Annotated in this window: 20 protein-coding genes and 1 tRNA gene; 14 read left to right on the plus strand and 7 right to left on the minus strand. The window is 61.5% G+C overall.

All coding sequences use genetic code 11. The features are described from left to right. The first annotated feature begins 590 nt into the window (after positions 1-590). The 3 genes from AC1D05_RS10685 to AC1D05_RS10695 are packed head-to-tail and all read left to right on the plus strand — an operon-like array spanning position 591 to position 3,392. Entirely contained in the window at positions 591-1,541 is a 951-nt protein-coding gene (locus tag AC1D05_RS10685; protein WP_477440714.1) for a substrate-binding domain-containing protein, read from the plus strand. 20 nt (positions 1,542-1,561) lie between these two features. Then, on the plus strand, positions 1,562-2,602 hold the full coding sequence (locus AC1D05_RS10690) for an ABC transporter permease (RefSeq protein ID WP_477440715.1): 1,041 nt from the start codon (positions 1,562-1,564) through the stop codon (positions 2,600-2,602). 10 nt (positions 2,603-2,612) lie between these two features. Next, positions 2,613-3,392 carry an ATP-binding cassette domain-containing protein gene (locus tag AC1D05_RS10695; RefSeq protein ID WP_477440920.1) on the plus strand — a complete coding sequence of 260 codons (780 nt, stop codon included), beginning with the start codon at positions 2,613-2,615 and terminating at the stop codon, positions 3,390-3,392. 326 nt (positions 3,393-3,718) lie between these two features. On the opposite strand, the gene AC1D05_RS10700 is transcribed toward AC1D05_RS10695, so the two are convergent. After that, a complete protein-coding gene (locus AC1D05_RS10700; RefSeq protein ID WP_477440716.1) occupies positions 3,719-3,952 on the minus strand; it encodes a hypothetical protein in 234 nt (77 codons plus the stop codon). Between the two features lie 670 nt (positions 3,953-4,622). Next, a tRNA-Leu gene (locus tag AC1D05_RS10705) sits at positions 4,623-4,707 on the minus strand. A 456-nt stretch (positions 4,708-5,163) separates the two neighbouring features. Between AC1D05_RS10705 and AC1D05_RS10710 the strand changes: the two genes are divergently transcribed. Together AC1D05_RS10710 and AC1D05_RS10715 are read left to right on the plus strand one after the other, a co-directional pair. Beyond that, a complete protein-coding gene (locus tag AC1D05_RS10710; RefSeq protein WP_477440717.1) occupies positions 5,164-5,748 on the plus strand; it encodes a YqaA family protein in 585 nt (194 codons plus the stop codon). A gap of 90 nt (positions 5,749-5,838) precedes the next feature. After that, a complete protein-coding gene (locus AC1D05_RS10715) occupies positions 5,839-6,357 on the plus strand; it encodes a disulfide bond formation protein B (RefSeq protein WP_477440718.1) in 519 nt (172 codons plus the stop codon). 20 nt (positions 6,358-6,377) lie between these two features. Here AC1D05_RS10715 and AC1D05_RS10720 read toward each other — a convergent pair whose 3' ends face one another. The 3 genes from AC1D05_RS10720 to AC1D05_RS10730 form a co-directional block, all read right to left on the minus strand. Next, positions 6,378-6,641 carry a hypothetical protein gene (locus AC1D05_RS10720; RefSeq protein ID WP_477440719.1) on the minus strand — a complete coding sequence of 88 codons (264 nt, stop codon included), beginning with the start codon at positions 6,639-6,641 and terminating at the stop codon, positions 6,378-6,380. 36 nt (positions 6,642-6,677) lie between these two features. Further along, entirely contained in the window at positions 6,678-7,235 is a 558-nt protein-coding gene (locus AC1D05_RS10725) for an HNH endonuclease (protein ID WP_027041701.1), read from the minus strand. A gap of 128 nt (positions 7,236-7,363) precedes the next feature. Beyond that, complete coding sequence (locus AC1D05_RS10730; protein ID WP_477440720.1) at positions 7,364-8,005, minus strand: DNA-3-methyladenine glycosylase family protein; 642 nt, start codon at positions 8,003-8,005, stop codon at positions 7,364-7,366. Between the two features lie 75 nt (positions 8,006-8,080). On the opposite strand from AC1D05_RS10730, the gene gluQRS reads away from it, so the two are divergent. Both gluQRS and AC1D05_RS10740 read left to right on the plus strand, forming a co-directional pair. Beyond that, positions 8,081-8,956, plus strand: coding sequence for a tRNA glutamyl-Q(34) synthetase GluQRS (gluQRS, locus tag AC1D05_RS10735; protein WP_477440721.1), 876 nt, complete (start codon positions 8,081-8,083; stop codon positions 8,954-8,956). A 148-nt stretch (positions 8,957-9,104) separates the two neighbouring features. Then, positions 9,105-10,004 (plus strand): DMT family transporter, encoded by a 900-nt coding sequence (locus AC1D05_RS10740; protein WP_477440722.1) that lies wholly within the window; start codon positions 9,105-9,107, stop codon positions 10,002-10,004. Here AC1D05_RS10740 and AC1D05_RS10745 read toward each other — a convergent pair. Beyond that, complete coding sequence (locus tag AC1D05_RS10745; RefSeq protein WP_477440723.1) at positions 9,974-10,825, minus strand: YihY/virulence factor BrkB family protein; 852 nt, start codon at positions 10,823-10,825, stop codon at positions 9,974-9,976. The genes AC1D05_RS10740 and AC1D05_RS10745 overlap by 31 nt on opposite strands. 58 nt (positions 10,826-10,883) lie before the next feature. Between AC1D05_RS10745 and AC1D05_RS10750 the strand changes: the two genes are divergently transcribed. The 7 genes from AC1D05_RS10750 to AC1D05_RS10780 all read left to right on the plus strand — a co-directional run bounded on the left by AC1D05_RS10750 (position 10,884) and on the right by AC1D05_RS10780 (position 16,406). Then, entirely contained in the window at positions 10,884-11,750 is an 867-nt protein-coding gene (locus AC1D05_RS10750) for an SDR family oxidoreductase (RefSeq protein WP_477440724.1), read from the plus strand. Between the two features lie 25 nt (positions 11,751-11,775). Further along, a complete protein-coding gene (locus AC1D05_RS10755; protein ID WP_027031242.1) occupies positions 11,776-11,967 on the plus strand; it encodes a twin transmembrane helix small protein in 192 nt (63 codons plus the stop codon). A 25-nt stretch (positions 11,968-11,992) separates the two neighbouring features. After that, the gene (locus tag AC1D05_RS10760; RefSeq protein WP_477440725.1) at positions 11,993-12,574 is read left to right on the plus strand and encodes a cob(I)yrinic acid a,c-diamide adenosyltransferase; all 582 of its coding nucleotides are present in this window, start codon (positions 11,993-11,995) and stop codon (positions 12,572-12,574) included. 31 nt (positions 12,575-12,605) lie between these two features. After that, positions 12,606-13,406, plus strand: a complete 801-nt coding sequence (locus AC1D05_RS10765; RefSeq protein ID WP_477440726.1) for a rhomboid family intramembrane serine protease — start codon at positions 12,606-12,608, stop codon at positions 13,404-13,406. Positions 13,407-13,619: 213 nt separating this feature from the next. After that, positions 13,620-14,369: an electron transfer flavoprotein subunit beta/FixA family protein gene (locus tag AC1D05_RS10770; RefSeq protein WP_183459547.1), complete on the plus strand. Its 750-nt coding sequence runs from the start codon at positions 13,620-13,622 to the stop codon at positions 14,367-14,369. A 20-nt stretch (positions 14,370-14,389) separates the two neighbouring features. Further along, complete coding sequence (locus tag AC1D05_RS10775) at positions 14,390-15,319, plus strand: electron transfer flavoprotein subunit alpha/FixB family protein (RefSeq protein ID WP_477440727.1); 930 nt, start codon at positions 14,390-14,392, stop codon at positions 15,317-15,319. 208 nt (positions 15,320-15,527) lie between these two features. Next, the gene (locus tag AC1D05_RS10780; protein WP_477440728.1) at positions 15,528-16,406 is read left to right on the plus strand and encodes a 3-hydroxybutyryl-CoA dehydrogenase; all 879 of its coding nucleotides are present in this window, start codon (positions 15,528-15,530) and stop codon (positions 16,404-16,406) included. Between the two features lie 83 nt (positions 16,407-16,489). On the opposite strand, the gene AC1D05_RS10785 is transcribed toward AC1D05_RS10780, so the two are convergent. Then, positions 16,490-18,409, minus strand: coding sequence for a PAS domain S-box protein (locus AC1D05_RS10785; RefSeq protein ID WP_477440729.1), 1,920 nt, complete (start codon positions 18,407-18,409; stop codon positions 16,490-16,492). Between the last annotated feature and the right edge of the window lie 200 nt (positions 18,410-18,609).

An 18,609-nucleotide genomic window follows, 5' to 3' on the forward strand; every position in this document is an offset into this window, starting at 1 on the left:
GCGCACGGCCAACCGGAGTTCAGATGAAAAAACGTAGCCCTGTCCAAACGACGGGTCAATTCTGAAACGAGAAACGCGGACCGACATTAACTTCACAATCAGATGACTAACCTCGCGCGTATATTCCCGCATTAAATGGCACGAGGAGGTGTTTCTCGTCCGGGCGGCATACAATCTAAAGTTGCCTTTTAGATCTGGACGCGAGCTGCGATTTCCATCGGAGGCATTCGGTTTGGATGTTGGTTTTGGAACCGATCGCAAAGACACGTCGGCTCTCGCTGGTTCAGGGCAACGTAAGCACCAGCCGCTGTCACGGTGGGTGCATGGCGAGGGAGCTTGAGCGACTTCTGGCGACCAATGTGGCGAAGCCGGCGCGCGAGCGGCTCGCGCTGATCCGGATTTTTGAGCATCGTGATCTTGGATAAGGGTCCCCATTCTGAGATCGTTGACAGCAGCCGAACCATGCCCGTCTCAGTTGCTAAAAAATGGGGTTTGGTCCAACTATTACTGTAGGCGGAAAATGCCCGGGTCCGCAGCGAGGAGCGGAGTTGGTGCTCAAAAACAGGGCAACGGATCCAGCAGAGGGAAAGATGATGATCAAGAAACTCGCGTTTGTAACCATCTTACTCGCGCTCGTTTTCGGCTTCGAAGGTGCCGCCTTCGCCAAGCCGACTTTCATAATGGTCACCCATTCGCCTGCGTCAGATACATATTGGGCGAGCGTTATCAAAGGTCTAGAGCAAGCAGGCACCGACCTGGGCGTGAAGGTGCAATATCGCGGCATCGAAAATAATCTGAACGATCCCAACCAGGAGCGCCGAAATCTCGAAGCCGCGATCGCCGCCAAACCAGACGGTGTTATCGTGTCCGATCCAACGCCCGCAGCGCTAAACGCGACGATCAAGAAGGCGTCGGACGCCGAAATTCCTGTGATTATCGTCAATCAAGGCGGTGATCAGGTTGCCAATGTCGGCGCCCTCGCGTTCGTTGGCGATGACCCTGGCAAGCAGGGCGCGGTAGGCGCTGCCCAATTCAATGCTCTCGGCTCGAAACACGCGCTGATCATCACCGCCCCTATCGGCGCATTGCCCTTCCTTGATGCGCGTACAAACGGGTTCAAGGAGGCATTTACGGGAACGTCAGCGTTGGCGGAGATTCCCCTGACTGATTTCAACAATTCAAACCGGATCAAGACGATTACGGAGTCGCAACTGCAAAAGGACTCCTCGATAGACGCGGTATTCTCCATCGGTGGCTGTTGCATCGCGGCAATGACCCAGGTCCGCGCCGACTTGGGTGACCGCGGCAAAGGGATGCACTGGGGCACGATCGATCTGACAGCAGGCGCCATGCTCTCCCTCAAAGCGCACGAACTTGATTTCGCCCTTGATGCCCAACAATATGCTCAAGGCTACTATCCGGTGGTAATGCTCGCATTGTACATTCGCCAAGCCATCCGACCAGCCGAGCCGGTGCTCGTTACCGGGCCTGTCGTCATCACCCCGAACAACGTCAACAGACTTGAGGTCTCCACTCGCTAGGGCAGTATCCAGAATCGGGGTTGGAGACGCTGCATGTCATTGCATCTCAAAGCGGCCCAAAGGGTAACATGAGTGCCAGGCACATCATTTCCGTGTTTGCGCGCCCGGAATTGACCGCCGTCGCCGGGACGATCATCGTCTTTGTCTTCTTCGCTATTTTCACAGGCGAGGCAGGGTTCCTCACCCTGCCGATGACACGCAATTATCTGGAAGTGGGGGCGGAGATCGGCATTATCGCCGCGCCAGTCACGCTACTAATGGTTGCGGGTGAGTTCGACCTTTCTGTTGGGTCGATGGTGGCGGCGAGCGAGTCGATTCTAGGCTATCTTTTGGTTCACAGCGGTTGGCCACTTCCGGCAGCCCTAGCTGTCGCCCTCGTCGCCGCAATAGTCGTTGGAACGACAAACGGCTTCCTCGTCGTGAAGACCAAATTGCCCTCTTTTATCATAACCCTCGCAATGCTGTTCATTCTGCGCGGCGCTGCGCAAGGCGGGCTACGGATGTTAATCGGCACCAGCACCGTGGATGGCGTACGAGATGTCACGGTCGGGGATCCGTTGGCGGTTTTGTTTGCATCCTCAATCGGCCCCTTCTCGATTTCCCTAGTCTGGTGGATCCTTATAACGATGCTAGCGGCATGGGTTCTGGAAAAGACCGCCTTCGGCAATTGGATCTACGCGACGGGCGGAGACCAGCGGGCCGCTGTGCGGTTGGGGATTCCCGTCAAAAAGGTAAAAATCTTACTTTATATGTCAGTTGCGGTTTCGACGACGTTGGTCGCAGCGCTCGACATCTTTGCCATAAACCAGAGCGATGCCAACGCAGCGGTGGGACGCGAATTCGAGGTGGTCACGGCGGCCGTCATTGGTGGTGCGCTCCTGACCGGCGGCTATGGGTCGCCGATCGGATCCCTCTTCGGGGCGCTTCTCTTCGGCATGGTCGACCAAGGCTTCTTCTTCACTCCGCTGCCCGACGTCTGGTTCATGACATTTCTTGGTCTCATGCTTCTGACAGCGGTGCTTATCAATAACTACACGCGATTGAAGGCGATGAAACCGTAGGGGGCGGCTCATAAACAATGAACCTTACCTAGAGGCCGTCTGCGTCTCCAAATTCTACCAGAATGTATCGGCGTTGGAGGACGTGAGTCTCTCCGTCCGACCTGGCGAGGTGGTCTGCCTGCTCGGTGACAACGGAGCCGGCAAATCCACGCTGATCCAAATCCTGAGTGGCGTGGAGAAGCCCGACAAGGGGATCTTGCGCGTGTCCGGGATCGAGGTGCGTCTAGGTTCGCCCAAGGATGCCCTAGACAGAGGCATCGCAACGGTCTTCCAGGACCTCGCCGTGGTGCCGATCATGCCCGTGTATCGCAATTTCTTTCTCGGGCGAGAGCCAAGGATTGGCTGGGGACCGTTCCGACGATTTGATTCCCGCAGCGCGATCACGACAACCGAGGCCGCGCTGCGTGATCTAGGCGTTAGCTCCGCCGCAGTGCGTAGGCCGATCAACACGCTCTCCGGCGGCCAACGTCAATGCGTCGCGATCGCGCGAGCCGTGCATTTCGGCGCTCGTATTCTCATTCTCGATGAACCTACTTCGGCCCTTGGCGTGAAGCAGGCCGAAATCGTGCTTGGCCATGTAAAGCGGGCGAAAGAGACAGGAATCGGCGTGATCCTGGTCACGCACAACGTCCAGCATGCCTACTCGATCGGAGATACGTTCGTAGTGCTGTTTCTCGGGCGGCAACTCGGAACATTCAAGAGGTCGAGCCTGACCGAAACCCAACTGATGAGGCTGATGGCGGGCGAGATTGATGAAGCGAATGGCGCTATGGAGCGAGGCGCAGGATGACCGCCCCCGGTCTAGTCGCAATTGTCAGGCAAATTGTGTCGAAACCCTTGAGTGCGTTACTGGCCGGCAACGCCCTCCACTTTGAAATCGTTAGAATCGGTCCGTTGGGTATGATCTCCCTCGCCAACGCGGCGATCGCCGGTCGAGCCCCCCTTGGGCCGATGAGAACAGGTAACATGTCGCGTCACTTTACGCCATTGAAGCTCTCCAGCGGGGGTCATCAGCCGGTGAGCGATCGTGAACTCCGCCCCTTCGCGAAGCGGCTCCAATGCGTACTCGGAATCCTCTGACATCAAGATTCTTGTTGTTAGGAGAATGAGCCGTTGTCACAGAGAGAAATTGGCGTGCGAAAATTCGCAAATCAAGCGCGTCGCCGCTGTCAATATAGCGGAGGCAATGTGCGCCGCTTCTTCAAGGGCGCCACGCCGTGTGTTAGGAGCGCCGAGAGGATCAAGACCGTAGAAGCCGATCCCTGGATCGCGGGCCTGCATCTCGCCAAGGTGCAGCGTATCGATTTGCCGGCCAGCAGTTTGCGTGGCCACCCGGAGGCGGCGCGCCATCAATCATGTGGCGCCCGTAACCGACTTTCACGAGCAGCCCCTCCTCGCACATCCGAGAAGGATAGCACCGCAGGATGCCGATGCCGTTGAGATCGCGAGTCCGCACCTCGCCGCCCTTTTGCGCCAAAGCAACGGCGCGGAGGGCTGGCAGCCGCCCACCTGCAAAGCGTAGTGCTGCGCGGTCACGATGACGTTTTCGCATTTGATGCGGCTGTGGCGCGTCTCGGCGTAGTTGCTAGCGAATTCGTAATTTGCCGCTTCGCCGACCCCGGGGAGCCACTTCGAATTGAAACCGCGAACGCCGCAGGGCGCCGGTTTCCTCCCGACGCCCAAGAGCCTGTTGGAGCCTAGTTGTTGATCTGTATTGAACTGGCCGGGGCCGAACATTGGATACGCTAGCGTAAATCATCGTGCGGCAAGCGCATATCGCATGCAATGAGGCACGTGGAGCGCCAGCTCGGCTACGCCGTCGCAAGAACGAAAATAGAAGGGAAGCAGAACTTTCGTGTGCAGATTTTGCACACGGACTTCTATAACTATTTGATTTTATTAAATAGTTTTCCCCATCCATCACGGACATTGCGGAGTATCCTGTGGGGCTGCAGACACGATCCGAACTCTGGTGCGACAGTGAAATGATCGCCATTCTCAAAGTTCGTCCGCCGATAGTTGGTGCGGGTGGTCGGGCTCGAACCGACACTCCTTTCGGAACTGGATTTTGAATCCAGCGCGTCTACCAGTTTCACCACACCCGCAAAGCACTAACTCGTTGACCTCTCAACACTCTCATGCTGCACCTAAGCAGAAGGGGCCAGTTTGAGAATTAAGCGGCCCTCAGCTCCTAACCTATTGAACTCTAATCTTATTGCCCTGCGTGCTGAAGGTAGACGCATCCTGATTTTGAGTCGAGCGCGTCTACCAATTCCGCCATAGGGGCTCAGGCCGGGCGGCCTGGATGGGCGCGGACTATACGGTCGGAGGCCTGTTCGTCAACTGGCCAATTCGCGCGATCAACCGGATGCGACCAATCTTCGCCTTTCGATTTCGTGGCGGTGCTGCCATTGTGCAGCGCGGAAAATCTTTCTAGACAGGCGGCGCATGAAGCGTGGCGCGTCTGAAGGGACCGACGCGCAAGCTTGGGCCCTTGTTTTCATCCCTGCCTTTGCCCTCGGGCATCTGCGCACTTTGGGCGACACGCATTAGGAGAGCCGATGCTTCGCGGACTGTACGACTGGACCCTGTCGCTGGCGGCGCGCAAATCCGCCGAATGGTGGCTGGCCTTCATCGCTTTTGTCGAGAGCTCGGTGTTCTTCATTCCGGCGGACGTACTGTTCCTGCCAATGGCGTTGGCGCGGCCCGAACGCGCCTATCGCTACGCGCTGACCGCCACTGTTGCGTCCGTGCTGGGCGGCATTGCCGGCTGGCTGATCGGCTACTATGCCTACGACACGATAGCCCGGCCGATCCTGGAGCATTTCGGTGGCCTTGCCGCGTTCGAGCAATGGCAGTCGTCCGGCACCGGGCTCATGCTGGTGCTGCTCGTCACGTCCGGCGTTGCGCACCTGCCGCCGATCAAGGTGGTCACTATCCTGGCCGGGGCGCTTCACATCAATCTTGTTGTCTTCATCGTCTCGGCCATCTTGGCGCGAGGCGCGCGTTTCCTGCTGCTGGCCTGGCTGCTGCGCCGCTATGGTGAGTCGATCAAGGAGTTTATCGAGAAGCGCCTGGGATTGATTGTCGGCGCCGGCGCGGCTGCCCTGATTTTGCTCTATATCCTGATCAAATACGCGTTCTGATCCTTGTCGCCCAAAAGTGCCCTGCGGTTTTGGGACAACGACATGGACAAGAAGCCAAGCGGGCGGCGAACACAACGGACGAAAGACCTCATGACAGCGACCATGAATGCTGATACCGGACGCCAGCGGACGCGGACCGCCCTGTTTCTCGCCGTCGCCATGGCCGCGACCGTCGGCTCGGCGCTCTGCTTCCAGTACATTGGCGGCTATATCCCCTGCCACCTCTGCCTGGAGCAGCGCACCCCCTACTATATCGGCGCGCCGCTGATGGTGCTGGCGGTGATTGCATCGATGCTGCGCGCGCCCGCTTGGCTGACGCGCGGCCTGCTGGCTGTCGGCGGCCTGCTGATGCTCTACGGCCTCTATCTCGGCGTCTACCACTCCGGTGTCGAGTGGCAGTGGTGGGCCGGCCCGACCGATTGCACGGCGGGCGCCGGACCGGTCGACACTGGCGGCAAGGGCGTGCTCGACGCGCTCGACAAATTCGTGCCGCCCTCCTGCGACAAGGCCGCGCTGCGCATCCTGGGACTGTCGCTGGCCGGCTGGAACGCCATCGCCAGCCTTGTCCTGGCCGCTGTCGCCTTCCGGGGTGCATTGGCCCGCGACTGAGCTAACCGGTTTCGGCTGCCTTAGACCTGCTCGACGCTAAGGATGTGCATTGCCCCGTGCTCTCCGAGATACGCGGCGAGACAGTCCCAGAATTCGTCGAGCAGCGCTTTTCCGTCGGCGTCAAAGTCATTTCTTGCGACAAGCAGAAGTTTCCCATCGGCATAGGTGCAGCTAGGCTGTCCTTGCCAAATCCGATGGACGCGAAACTCGTCCTCTATGTCGATGGCGGCTTGCGGACCTAGCGCTGGCGCAACGTCAAGGCACTCGATCGTAATCTTATACATGCGTCGGCCAATCGGCTCCAACGTGCGATGCCGACCCTATGGCTCCAGCTCGACATCCCAGTAGAGATAATCCATCCAGCTTTCATGCAGATGGTTCGGCGGGAACAGACGGCCGTTGTTGTGCAGATCATGCACCGTCGGCTGGTACGGCTTCTGCAGCGGAAACATCTTGGCATGTGCCGGCATCATGCCGCCCTTCCTGAGATTGCAGGGCGAACAGGCGGCGACGACATTTTCCCATGTCGTGGCGCCGCCACGATGGCGGGGGATGACGTGGTCGAAGGTCAGGTCGTCAGGCGTGCCGCAATACTGGCACTGGAAGCGGTCGCGCAGGAAGACGTTGAAGCGGGTGAAGGCCGGATGCCTGGACGGCTTCACATAGGCCTTCAGGCTGACCACGCTCGGCAGCTTCATCGAGAAGGTCGGCGAGGACACCGCATGCTCGTATTCGGCGACGATGTTCACCCGGTCGAGGAACACCGCCTTGATGGCGTCCTGCCAGGACCAGAGCGACAAGGGGTAATAGCTGAGCGGACGGTAATCCGCATTCAGCACCAGTGCTGGAAGCCCATCCGGAGATACGGCAACCGTCACGTGTTTACCTCCTTGGTTCTAGACCCGAACGGCGCGGATACTGTAAGCCCGACATGACAGGGATGTGAAGCGGATTGTCGTTCGCCCGAAGTGCCAAAAAAGCATGATTTTTATGCTTTTTTGCGGATTCAGGCCGGGGGTGCTGCGTCCCTGCCCCTGGTTTCGCGATAATAGGACCAGAAAAGCCGCGATGCGACACCTCGCCACGGGCTCCATGATTCGGCCAATGCGATCAGTGTTTTCTCCGGCGGACGCGGGTCGATGCCGAGCGCATGGCCGACCGCGCTCTGCAACGCAACGTCACGCGCGGGAAAAATGTCGGGATGCCCGGCGGCAAACAGAAGGTACACTTCCGCCGTCCACGGACCGATGCCGGACACGGCCGTCATCCTCGTGATCGCCTCCTTAGCCTCAAGCGAACAAAGGTGATTAAGGTCGAGGCCATCGGCCACGGCCCGGGCAATTGCGATCAGGCCGCGCTGCTTGGGCCGCGACAGGCCGGCCTCGCGAAACATGTCTTCGCCGGCGGCCAGGATCGCCTGCGGCGTCAGCGGATCGACGAGCCTGGTCAGCCGACCGAAGATCGCGTCGGCGCTCGCCCGCGAGACCTGCTGCGAGACAATGATCGAGGCCAGGCTCCTGAAGCCGGGCTCGGAGAGCCTGAGCGGCACCTCGCCGGCCATGCCGCGCACCTTTTCCAGGCGTGGGTCGATGATGCAAAGCGCATCCAGCCCGCGCGCGATGTCGTCCAGTGTCGCGATGCGTTGCATTGTATCCTTGTCCACGTATGTGCCGCAAAGTAGCAACCACCAAAACCACAGCACAACCCGATTGCCGATCGAGACATGACGCTCCTGACATTCCGCTTCGCGCCCAGCCCCAACGGCGAATTGCATCTCGGCCATGCCTATTCGGCGCTGCTCAATCAGAAGCTGGCAAGCGCCTCGGGCGGCCGCCTGTTGCTGCGCATCGAGGATATCGACACGACCCGCTGTACACCGCAATTCGAGGCGGGCGTGCTAGCCGATCTGAAATGGCTGGGGCTTGGCTGGGAAGAGCCGGTGCGCCGCCAGTCTGAGCATTTCGCCGAGTATCATGCGGTGCTTGACCGGCTGATTCGCGAGGAGCTGGTCTATCCCGCCTTCATGAGCCGTGGCGACATCAGGGCTTTCATCGCCGACAGCGAAAAGCGCGGACGCGACTGGCCGCGCGATCCCGACGGCGTGCCGCTCTATCCCCCGGCCGACAAGGCGCTGCCGGTGAAAGAACGCAAACGGCGCATCGCCGAAAATGCGCCCTTCGCCTGGCGGCTGGATGTCGATGCCGCTGTTGCGCGCGTCGGCAAGGACCTCGCATGGGCTGAATTCACGGATGAAACGCTATTCACGACGCGCTCGGTCGAAGCTCGACCGCAGGACTGGGGCGACGTGATCGTGGCACGCCGCGACATCCCGACCAGCTACCACCTCGCCGTCGTCATGGACGATGCGCTGCAAGCTATCAGCCATGTCGTGCGCGGACAGGATCTGTTTTCCGCAACCGGCGTGCAGCGCCTGCTGCAGCAACTGCTCGGGCTGCCGCAGCCGGCCTATTTCCACCATCGGCTCATCCTCGGGCCGGACGGGCGAAAACTGTCGAAGAGCCTTGGCGACACCGGCCTTGCCAAGCTGCGCGGCGCTGGTGCGTCACCTGACAACATCAGGCGGATGGTCGGGCTCTGACCCGGGGGAACTCTGGGAACGCGTGACGAATTCGCCACCAATTGAATTCCGGTGATGCATGGATCAACGGTTTCGTTTTGCACGACGGGTTGAACCGGACTAGAGCATCGCCACGATCATTTCTCACCAACGCGGCGATCTCCGGAAAATGCACAGCATCAAGCGGTTCATCCCCGCCACTTTCGTCGTCCTGTGGGCGACCGGCTTCATCGGCGCGCGCTACGCCATGCCATGGGCGGAGCCGTTCACCTTCCTCGCCGCGCGTTTCGTCATCGCCGCCATCCTGCTGGCTGTCCTGATGCCGATTCTGGGGTCGAAACGAGCCACCCGCAAGGAAGCGCTTCACGCTACCGGCGCCGGCATCCTGATGCACGGCGTCTATCTCGGCGCCGTCTTCTGGGCCATCCACCGGGGCATGCCGGCCGGGTTTTCGGCCCTGATCGTCGGCCTGCAGCCGCTGATCACGGCGGTGCTTGCCGGCAAGTTTCTCGGCGAGGCCATCCTGCCGCGCCACTGGCTTGGCCTTGGCATCGGCCTGATCGGCATCGTCATCGTGCTGTGGCCGAAGCTCGGCGCGCTCGGCGGCGGCGTGACCACGGCGACGCTGACCGCCTCGCTGGTCTCGGTGCTCGGCATGAGTGCCGGCACCATCTGGCAGAAGCGCTTTGCGTCCGGCGGCGACCTCGTGGCGGCCACCATGTGGCAATATGTCGGCGGCGCCTCGCTGATGATCCTCGCCGCGCTTGCCTTCGAGACGCACACGGTCGTCATCAACGGCGAACTGATCTTCGCCATGGCCTGGCTGGTGCTGGTGCTGTCGCTCGGCGCCATCTTCCTGCTGATGGTGATGATCCGCGACGGCGAGATGTCGAAAGTCGCCTCGCTGTTCTACCTCGTGCCGGCGGTGACGGCGATCATCGCCTGGGCCCTCTTCAACGAGCAGCTCAATGCGCTGCAGATTGTCGGCATGGCCATCACGACGTTCGGCGTCGGCCTGGCAACGGCGCGGCAGGCCACTCATCCCACCCGGGCACGCGCCTCCAGATAGCGGCTGATCGCGGCGTTGAGCTCGCCGCCAAGGATGAAGATCGCCGACACGATGTAGAGGAACACCACCGCGATCATGATCGAGGCCAGACCGGCATAGGTCGTCACATAGGACGAGAAATGGTCGAGATAGGTGGCAAACATCGTCGAGCCGATAAGCCATGCGGCCAGTGTGAAGACGATGCCCGGCACCAGCGAGACGAAGCGGCGCTTGCCGGCCGGCAGCCAGTAGTGCACCGAAAACAGCCCACCGATGATGACGGCTGAGGCGATGACGTAGCGCCACAGCGTGATCGTGCCGGTATAGGGCTTTATCCACTCGAAATGCGCTTCCGCCAGTCGCGCCAGCAAGGGCGCGAACACCAGCAGCACGCTGATCGCCAGGAAACCGGCCGTCGCGATCAGCACGAAGAACAGGCTCTGCACGCGGCGATAGATGATGCCGCGCGTCTCGGTGACGCGATAGGCGCGGTTGAGCGACGTGCGCAGCGCCTCGATGCCGTTCGAGGCAAAGTAGGCGGCAAGCAGCACGCCATAGGTCAACAGATCGGTGCGCCGGACGGTCAGCACGTTCAGCACCTCATGCGCAATCGGCTTGGCGATCTGCTCCGGCCAGGTGTCGAAGACCAGATGCACGGCCGTGTCGGCAAAGGCCTGGGCGCCGAGGAAGCTGCCCAGTGTCGTGGCGAAGATCAGGAACGGAAACAGCGCCATCAGCGAGGTGATTGCCAGATGGCTGGCCATCGCCCAGCCGTCATCGGTGTTGAAATGACCAAGCGCGTCGTAGAGCACGCGGCGCAGGGCGACAATATTCCGCAGCAAGGACGCGCGCTCCCTTCGATTGTCTCGACGCCGCGAATATGGGAAGTGAATGCGGCAAATGGCAACCCTGAGTCAAACCACGAATTCTCCAGCGACCGAGTCGCGCACCATCATCATCACCGGTGCGTCCTCAGGCATAGGCGCCTATTGTGCGCGAGCGCTGAAGGCCGAGGGCTGGCGAGTATTCGCCACAGCGCGCAAGCCGGAAGACATCGCCGCCCTCGAAACGGACGGCATCGAGGCTTTTTATCTCGACTACAGTGACCCGGACTCGATCGCCGCTCTGGCGGCTTCAGTGCTCGACCGCACCGGCGGCCGGCTCGACGCGCTCTTCAACAACGGCGCCTACGCCCAGGCCGGCGCAGTCGAGGATCTGTCGGTGGCAGCGCTGAAAGCGCAGTTCGAGGTCAATTTCTTCGGTTGGCATGATTTGACCAGCCGTCTCGTGCCGGTGATGCGCCGCCAGGGCCATGGCCGCCTCGTCCATTGCTCATCGATCCTTGGTCTAGTGCCGGTACGCTTTCGCGGCGCCTATTCGGCGTCCAAACATGCACTCGAGGCGCTGATGCTCTGTCAGCGCCAGGAACTGGAAGGCAGCGGCGTCCATGTTTCGCTGATCGAACCGGGGCCGGTGAAATCGAAGATCGCCAGCAACGGCCTGCCCTGGTTCCTGAAAAACATCGACATCGAGAATTCCGTGCACAGCGCCGACTATGCCGCGCAACTGGAGCGGCTGCGCGCCGGCGGCAGCCAGTCGGCGCTGAAACCTGGACCCGAAGTGGTCCATAAGGTTCTGCGTCATGCACTTCTGTCGCGGCGCCCGAGCCCGCACTATGTGGTAACGGTGCCGGCTAAGATCGGCGCTGCCCTCAAACGCATTCTGCCGGCATCGATACTCTACCGCCTGATGGCCAAACGCGCCTGAACGCGAAAACACTGGAAACGCAACAATGGCAACCGTCTTCAACATCCTCGCCATTCTGGTCATGGCCGCCGTGGTGATCGTGCTGATCCGCGGCCTCATCAACATGATGCGTGGCGGTTCCGGCGTCACGTCGAACAAGCTGATGCAGGCACGCGTCATGCTGCAGGCCGTGGCGCTGGTGCTGATTCTGCTCGCGGTGTATTTCACCCGCAAGTGAGGATAGCGACCGTACGGGAGGCGACGTGGTCAAGCTCAACAAGATCTACACCCGCACCGGCGACGATGGCACCACGGGTCTCGGCACCGGTGAGCGGCGGCTGAAATCCGACCTGCGCGTGGACGCCTACGGCACGGTCGACGAGGCTAATGCCTGTATCGGCATCGCCCGCGTCCATACGGTAGCTAGCCATCCGGCGATCGATGCCATGCTTTCCCGTATCCAGAACGATCTCTTCGACCTCGGCGCCGATCTTGCGGTGCCCGACGACGGCAAGCCGCTTGGCTATGAGCCGCTGCGCATCGTTGCCAGGCAGACCGATCGTGTCGAAAAGGACATCGATCTTCTCAACAAGGATCTCCAGCCGCTCAAATCCTTCGTGCTCAACGGCGGCACACCGGCTGCGGCGGCGCTTCATCTCGCCCGCACCGTGGCGCGGCGGGCCGAACGGCTGATGGTGGCGCTGGCTCAAGACCCAAGCGAACACGTCAACCGCGACGGGCTGAAATACATCAACCGCGTCTCGGATTTCCTGTTTGTCGCCGCCCGGGCGGTCAATGACAACGGAAATGCCGACGTGCTATGGGTTCCCGGCAAGAACCGCTGAACGGACCGAAAGCGGGAGGGGGCCAGGGACGATGTTCATCCCGCTTTACGACACCAACAGGCTGCGCCACATCAGGCTGCAATATGTGACGATCGGGCTGATCGTGGTCAACGCGCTCGTCTATTGCGCCACGGCACTCGGCGGTGAGAATTTCACCAATGCTGCCGTACTCGGTCTCGGCTTCATCCCATCCGTCGTTCACAACACGGCCGAGCTCGACCCGCGCTTTATCATCATTCCGGAAAGCCTGAGCTACCTCACCTATTCCTTCCTGCATGCCGATATCTTCCATCTCGGTGGCAACATGCTGTTCCTGTGGGTGTTCGGCGACAATGTCGAGGACGCGCTCGGCCACATCCGTTACCTGATCTTCTATCTGCTCTGCGCCATCGCCGGCGCCGCCTTCCAGGGGCTCGTCGCCTGGGATTCGCAGGTGCCGCTGATCGGCGCCTCCGGTGCCATCGCCGGCGTGGTCGTCGCCTATCTGATCCTCTATCCCAGGGTGAAGGTCTGGGTGCTGGCCTTTGCCCGCATCCCCTTGCGCATTCCGGCCTTCATCCCGCTTATCCTGTGGGTACTGTTCCAGATCGTCATGTTCGCCGCTGGTGGCGAGGACCAGATCTCCTGGGCCTGCCACATCGGCGGCATCATTGCCGGCGCCGTGCTGGTACTTGTCCTGCGCAGCCGTGGCGTGCCGCTTTTTGCCGGCGCGGACGAGGATACCGTGGTTCCCACATCAGACCAGCCGCCGGTTGCGGCTGAACCAGCGGCGCCTGAACCGCCGGCCACCACGACGCGCTGGGGTCGAGGACACCCCTCTGGCTCAAACTGAACCGATTTGAGCCGCTTTCAGCGTATTGACGTCAAGGGTTGCCGCAACTACGGAAACGTCTCCGTCCAAGCCCAAGGCGGGCAAAGACCAGAATTTCCATCCGGCCGGAATTCCGTCTGGCCGGAATTCAGTCAGGAATGTCGGCTTTCGACAACTCAGAAGGGGCGCAGGCTGCTATAGCGCGCCCAACTAGCGTGAAGAGGTGACAGGCAAATGAAGATCCTTGTGCCCGTGAAGCGGGTTGTGGATGCGAACGTCAAGGTTCGCGTGAAGGCTGATGGTTCGGCGGTTGAACTCGCCAACGTCAAGATGGCGATGAACCCGTTCGACGAGATCGCGGTCGAAGAGGCGATCCGGCTCAAGGAAGCCGGCAAGGCCGAAGAGATCATCGTCGTGTCGATCGGCCCGCAGCAGGCGCAGGAGACCTTGCGCACCGCACTCGCCATGGGCGCCGACCGCGCCATCCTGGTCAAGACCGACGAACAGACCGAGCCGCTCGGCGTAGCCAAGGTGCTGAAGGGCGTCGTCGACGCCGAGCAGCCCGGCCTCGTCATCCTCGGCAAGCAGGCGATCGACGACGATTCCAACCAGACCGGCCAGATGCTGGCGGCCCTGCTCGGCTGGGCGCAAGGCACCTTCGCTTCCAAGGTCGTGCTCGACGGCGACAAGGCCAAGGTGACGCGCGAAGTCGACGGCGGCCTGCAGACGGTGGAACTGAAGATGCCGGCGATCATCACCGCCGACCTTCGCCTCAACCAGCCGCGCTATGCCTCTTTGCCCAACATCATGAAGGCCAAGAAGAAGCAGCTCGACGAAAAGACCCCGGCCGACTACGGCGCCGACGTCAAGCCGCGCCTCAAGGTCATCAAGACCGAGGAGCCGAGCGGCCGCAAGGCAGGCGTCAAGGTCAAGAGCGTCGCCGAACTGGTCGACAAGCTCAAGAACGAAGCCGGCGTGCTCTGAGATCGGAAGGAACAGATAAAATGACCATTCTCCTCATCGCAGAACACGACAACGCAACGCTTTCCGACCAGACCGCCAAGGCGCTTTCGGCGGCCCTGCAGATCGGCTCGGACGTGCATGTGCTGGTGGCCGGCAAAGGCGCCAAGGGCGCGGCCGACGCCGCCGCCAAGCTGAAGGGCGTGACCAAGGTGCTGCTCGCCGAAGCCGACGAACTCGCCGAGCGCCTTGCCGAGCCTACGGCCGCACTCGTCGTGTCGCTCGCCGGCGCCTACGACACCATCATCGCGCCGGCGACGTCGTCGGGCAAGAACGTCGCGCCGCGTGTCGCGGCCCTGCTCGATGTCGCGCAGGTGTCCGAGATTATCGAAGTGGTCTCGCCAGATACGTTCAAGCGGCCGATCTATGCCGGCAACGCCATCCAGACCGTGCAGTCGACCGACGCCAAGAAGGTCATCACGGTGCGCACCGCCTCCTTCCAGGCAGCCCCCGAGGGCGGCTCGGCCGCGGTCGAGACCGTCAAGGCGGCGGCCAATCCCGGCCTCTCCACCTTCGTCGAGAACAAGCTGTCGGACACTGACCGTCCGGAACTGACCTCGGCCAAGATCATCATTTCGGGCGGCCGTGCTCTCGGCTCCTCGGAAAAGTTCCAGGAGGTCATCCTGCCGGTCGCCGACAAGCTCGGCGCGGCGGTCGGCGCTTCGCGCGCCGCGGTCGATGCCGGCTATGCGCCGAACGACTGGCAGGTCGGCCAGACCGGCAAGGTCGTCGCTCCCGATCTCTACATCGCGGTCGGCATCTCCGGCGCCATCCAGCACCTCGCCGGCATGAAGGATTCGAAGGTCATCGTCGCCATCAACAAGGACGAGGAGGCCCCGATCTTCCAGGTTGCCGACTATGGCCTCGTCGGTGATCTCTTCGTCATTCTGCCGGAGTTGCAGAAGGCGCTTTGACGCTTTCTGACAAAGCGTATTAAATACCTGGGGTGGGGTAGACGAAGTCTCCCCGCCCTTTTAGTTTGCACTGCACAAAAACCAGGCCACAAAGGCCAAAAGCAATTCCAGCAAAAGTACGCAGCGGTTTTGCGTCCGGAATTGCGGAAAACAAAAGGTGGAGCGCTTTCGCAATTCATGCGGAAGGGCTCAGGACGGGATCGGTGTAATGAGCAAGATCGAGACGATCGGCATCATCGGCGCGGGCCAGATGGGTGGGGGTATCGCCCATGTCTCCGCCCTATCAGGCTACAAGGTGCTGATCTACGACATCTCACCCGACCGCATCGAGAAAGGCATCGCCACCATCAGTGGCAACATGGCCCGTCAGGTGGGCTCCGGCAAGCTCGACGAGAAGCTGCGCAACGACGCGATGGCGCGCATTTCGTCCGCACCGGCGATGGCGGATCTCGCCGGCGCCGATCTGGTGATCGAGGCCGCGACCGAGGACGAGACGGTCAAGCGCAAGATCTACGCGCAGCTTTGTCCGCAGCTCAATCCCGAAGCCATCCTGGCGACCAACACCTCGTCGATCTCGATCACCCGGCTTGCCGCGCAGACCGACCGGCCGGAGCGCTTCATCGGCATACATTTCATGAATCCGGTGCCGCTGATGAAGCTGGTCGAGTTGGTGCGCGGCATCGCCACCGAGGACCAGACCTTCGAGGCGGCCAAGACCTATGTGAAGCGGCTCGACAAGACGATCACGGTCTCGGAGGATTTCCCGGCCTTCATCGTCAACCGCATCCTGCTGCCGATGATCAACGAGGCGATCTACACGCTTTATGAGGGTGTCGGCTCTGTCGATGCCATCGACACCGCCATGCGGCTTGGCGCCAACCATCCGATGGGACCGCTGCAGCTGGCCGACTTCATCGGCCTCGATACTTGCCTGTCGATCATGCAGGTGCTGCATGACGGCCTGTCGGATTCGAAATACCGACCCTGCCCGCTGCTGGTGAAATATGTCGAGGCCGGCTGGCTCGGCCGCAAGACCGGGCGCGGCTTCTACGACTATCGCGGCGAGCACCCTGTCCCGACGCGCTGACGCAATTCCGGGGAGAGTGTGAAGCGGTTTCCCCGGGAAAAGCGCAGAGCGGTTTCCCTTGGGTATTGCGTTAATACAGCTGCTTATGATGCCGCGGCAAGCGGCGCGGGCGGTTCTGACCTGTCGTCGGTGATCCTGTCATCCGGCGCCACGAAAACGCATCCACGGCCGGCGGCCTTGGCCGCATAGCAGGCGGCGTCAGCCCTTGCGATGATCTCATCGACTTCACCGCAATTGGCGCAGATCGCTGCCAGCCCGATGCTGGCACCGATCGCGTGCGGCCGACCGTCCCAGGTGAAGTTGAGGCCGGCTATCGCATCGATGATGGAGCGCGCCGCGATCCTGGCGCCGGCGGTCGAACCCGATTTCAGGATGACCGCGAATTCGTCGCCACCCAGGCGCGCGACAATGTCCTCGGGCCCAAGCACGTCGCGCACGGCCTCGGCGACCCGCTTCAGCAAGGCGTCTCCGGCGGCATGACCGCCGGTGTCGTTGACCAGTTTGAAATGATCGAGGTCGATGAACATGAACTGATGACCGCTCCCGGCCGTCGTGCCGTCCTTGCGCGCCTGATCGACCAGTCCTTCCATGGTGCGGATGAAGCTCGAGCGATTGGCAAGGCCGGTCAGCGCATCATGCGCGGCGGCGTGAGCGAGCTGGCGCTGCAGGGCGCGCGCATCGGTGAAGTCCTGGAAGACGATGACCAATCCGCAGAATTCGCTGCGCTCGTTCATGATCGGCGACACGACCTGACGGATGCTGCAGCGTGTGTCGTCGCGGCGGATCAACACGGCGCGGCTGTTCTGGTCGGACGGCGCCTCCGCGCCAATCGCCGGTCGTGTCACGCCGATCCTGTGACCAGTCTCCTCATCGACCGCCCAATACACATGGCCGAGCGTCTTGCCGAGAGCCGCCTCGCCGGAAATGCCGGTCAGCTTCTCGGCAACCGGGTTCATGAAGGTGACGCGGTTCGCCGCATCGGTACAGATAACGGCATCGCCGATCGACTGCAGCGTCACCCGGAGCCGCTCCTTCTCGTCGGCCAGCATTGCCGCCGACACGGTCAGGCGCTCTTCGACTTCCTTGCGCCGGGTGATGTCGGTCAGGCTGCCGATGGCCCTGATCAGACGCCCGTCCCCGTCGCGCTCGATGGCCTTGCCGCGGTCGAGGATCCAGACCCAATGGCCGTGCTTGTGACGCATCCTGAACTCGGCCTCGAAAAACTCCGTCTGGCCGTCAAGATGGGCGCGGTCCGCTTCGGCGACGGTCTCGCGGTCGTCGGGGTGGATCATGGTCAGCCAGCGGTCCGGATCGCCGTCGAGTTCTCCATCCGCGTAACCCAGCATCTTGACCCAGGTCGAGGAGTAGGTCGTGCCGCCTTTGCGGATGTCGAAATCCCAGACGCCCTGGCCCGCGCCGGCCAGGGCGAAATTCCAGCGTGTTTCGGCCTCAGTGAGGCGCGCTTCGGCCTGCTTGCGCGCGTCGATGTCTTCGATCTGCGAGACAAGATAGAGCGGGCGCCCGTCTTTCTCGTCACGAATGACGGAGCCGGCGAGATGACCCCAGACAGGTGTGCCGTCCTTCTTGAGGTAACGCTTCTCGAGTTGGAAGGCGTTGACCGTACCCGCTTTGATGCCGTCCATGGTTTCCCGCCCGACATGGAGGTCGTCAGGGTGCGTAATCTGGAAAAAGGTCAGCGCCTCGATCTCCTCGCGGCTGTAGCCAAGCATCGAGGCGAAGGCCGGATTGGTTTCGAGAATGCGCCCGTCCAGCCCGACAATGGCGATGCCGATCGCCGAATCCTGCATGGCCCGGCGGAAGCGCTGCTCGCCCTGTGCGATCTGCCGCCGGTCGTTGGAGATACGAACGACAAACAGACCGGTGAGGAAAAGCGCTCCGGCCGCAACGGCAACCGCTGTCTGAAGACAAAGTCTGAGTGCATCGACGCCAAGGTCCAGCCTCGACAGCAGAATCGAGGCCGCGGCTACGGCAAGGCCGGTCACGAGCAACGCCGGCGCAGCCCGTCTGTGGAGCCCGATGAGTCCTGGTAATCTCACGATCCGTGCCACCCCCGTGGGCAATCGCTTTTTCCCGTTAAAACCCTGAAGGATCGATTTTAAGGAAAGGTTGCGTGGGGGGTACTGGCGACAGCGGTAACCGGCAAACAATTGCCGGCATGATTAAGGATCGGTGTGCACGGGGT

The sequence above is a fragment of the Mesorhizobium sp. P2_E9 genome (assembly GCF_056403815.1).

Coding starts and splice junctions, on each gene's coding strand:
- gluQRS (WP_477440721.1), top strand. CDS start 8,081: ATGACGCTCCTGACATTCCGCTTCGCGCCCAGCCCCAACGGCGAATTG.
- AC1D05_RS10710 (WP_477440717.1), top strand. CDS start 5,164: ATGCTTCGCGGACTGTACGACTGGACCCTGTCGCTGGCGGCGCGCAAA.
- AC1D05_RS10765 (WP_477440726.1), top strand. CDS start 12,606: ATGTTCATCCCGCTTTACGACACCAACAGGCTGCGCCACATCAGGCTG.
- AC1D05_RS10740 (WP_477440722.1), top strand. CDS start 9,105: ATGCACAGCATCAAGCGGTTCATCCCCGCCACTTTCGTCGTCCTGTGG.
- AC1D05_RS10770 (WP_183459547.1), top strand. CDS start 13,620: ATGAAGATCCTTGTGCCCGTGAAGCGGGTTGTGGATGCGAACGTCAAG.
- AC1D05_RS10715 (WP_477440718.1), top strand. CDS start 5,839: ATGACAGCGACCATGAATGCTGATACCGGACGCCAGCGGACGCGGACC.
- AC1D05_RS10755 (WP_027031242.1), top strand. CDS start 11,776: ATGGCAACCGTCTTCAACATCCTCGCCATTCTGGTCATGGCCGCCGTG.
- AC1D05_RS10730 (WP_477440720.1), bottom strand. CDS start 8,005: ATGCAACGCATCGCGACACTGGACGACATCGCGCGCGGGCTGGATGCG.
- AC1D05_RS10775 (WP_477440727.1), top strand. CDS start 14,390: ATGACCATTCTCCTCATCGCAGAACACGACAACGCAACGCTTTCCGAC.
- AC1D05_RS10685 (WP_477440714.1), top strand. CDS start 591: ATGATGATCAAGAAACTCGCGTTTGTAACCATCTTACTCGCGCTCGTT.
- AC1D05_RS10700 (WP_477440716.1), bottom strand. CDS start 3,952: ATGGCGCGCCGCCTCCGGGTGGCCACGCAAACTGCTGGCCGGCAAATC.
- AC1D05_RS10750 (WP_477440724.1), top strand. CDS start 10,884: ATGGCAACCCTGAGTCAAACCACGAATTCTCCAGCGACCGAGTCGCGC.
- AC1D05_RS10780 (WP_477440728.1), top strand. CDS start 15,528: ATGAGCAAGATCGAGACGATCGGCATCATCGGCGCGGGCCAGATGGGT.
- AC1D05_RS10720 (WP_477440719.1), bottom strand. CDS start 6,641: ATGTATAAGATTACGATCGAGTGCCTTGACGTTGCGCCAGCGCTAGGT.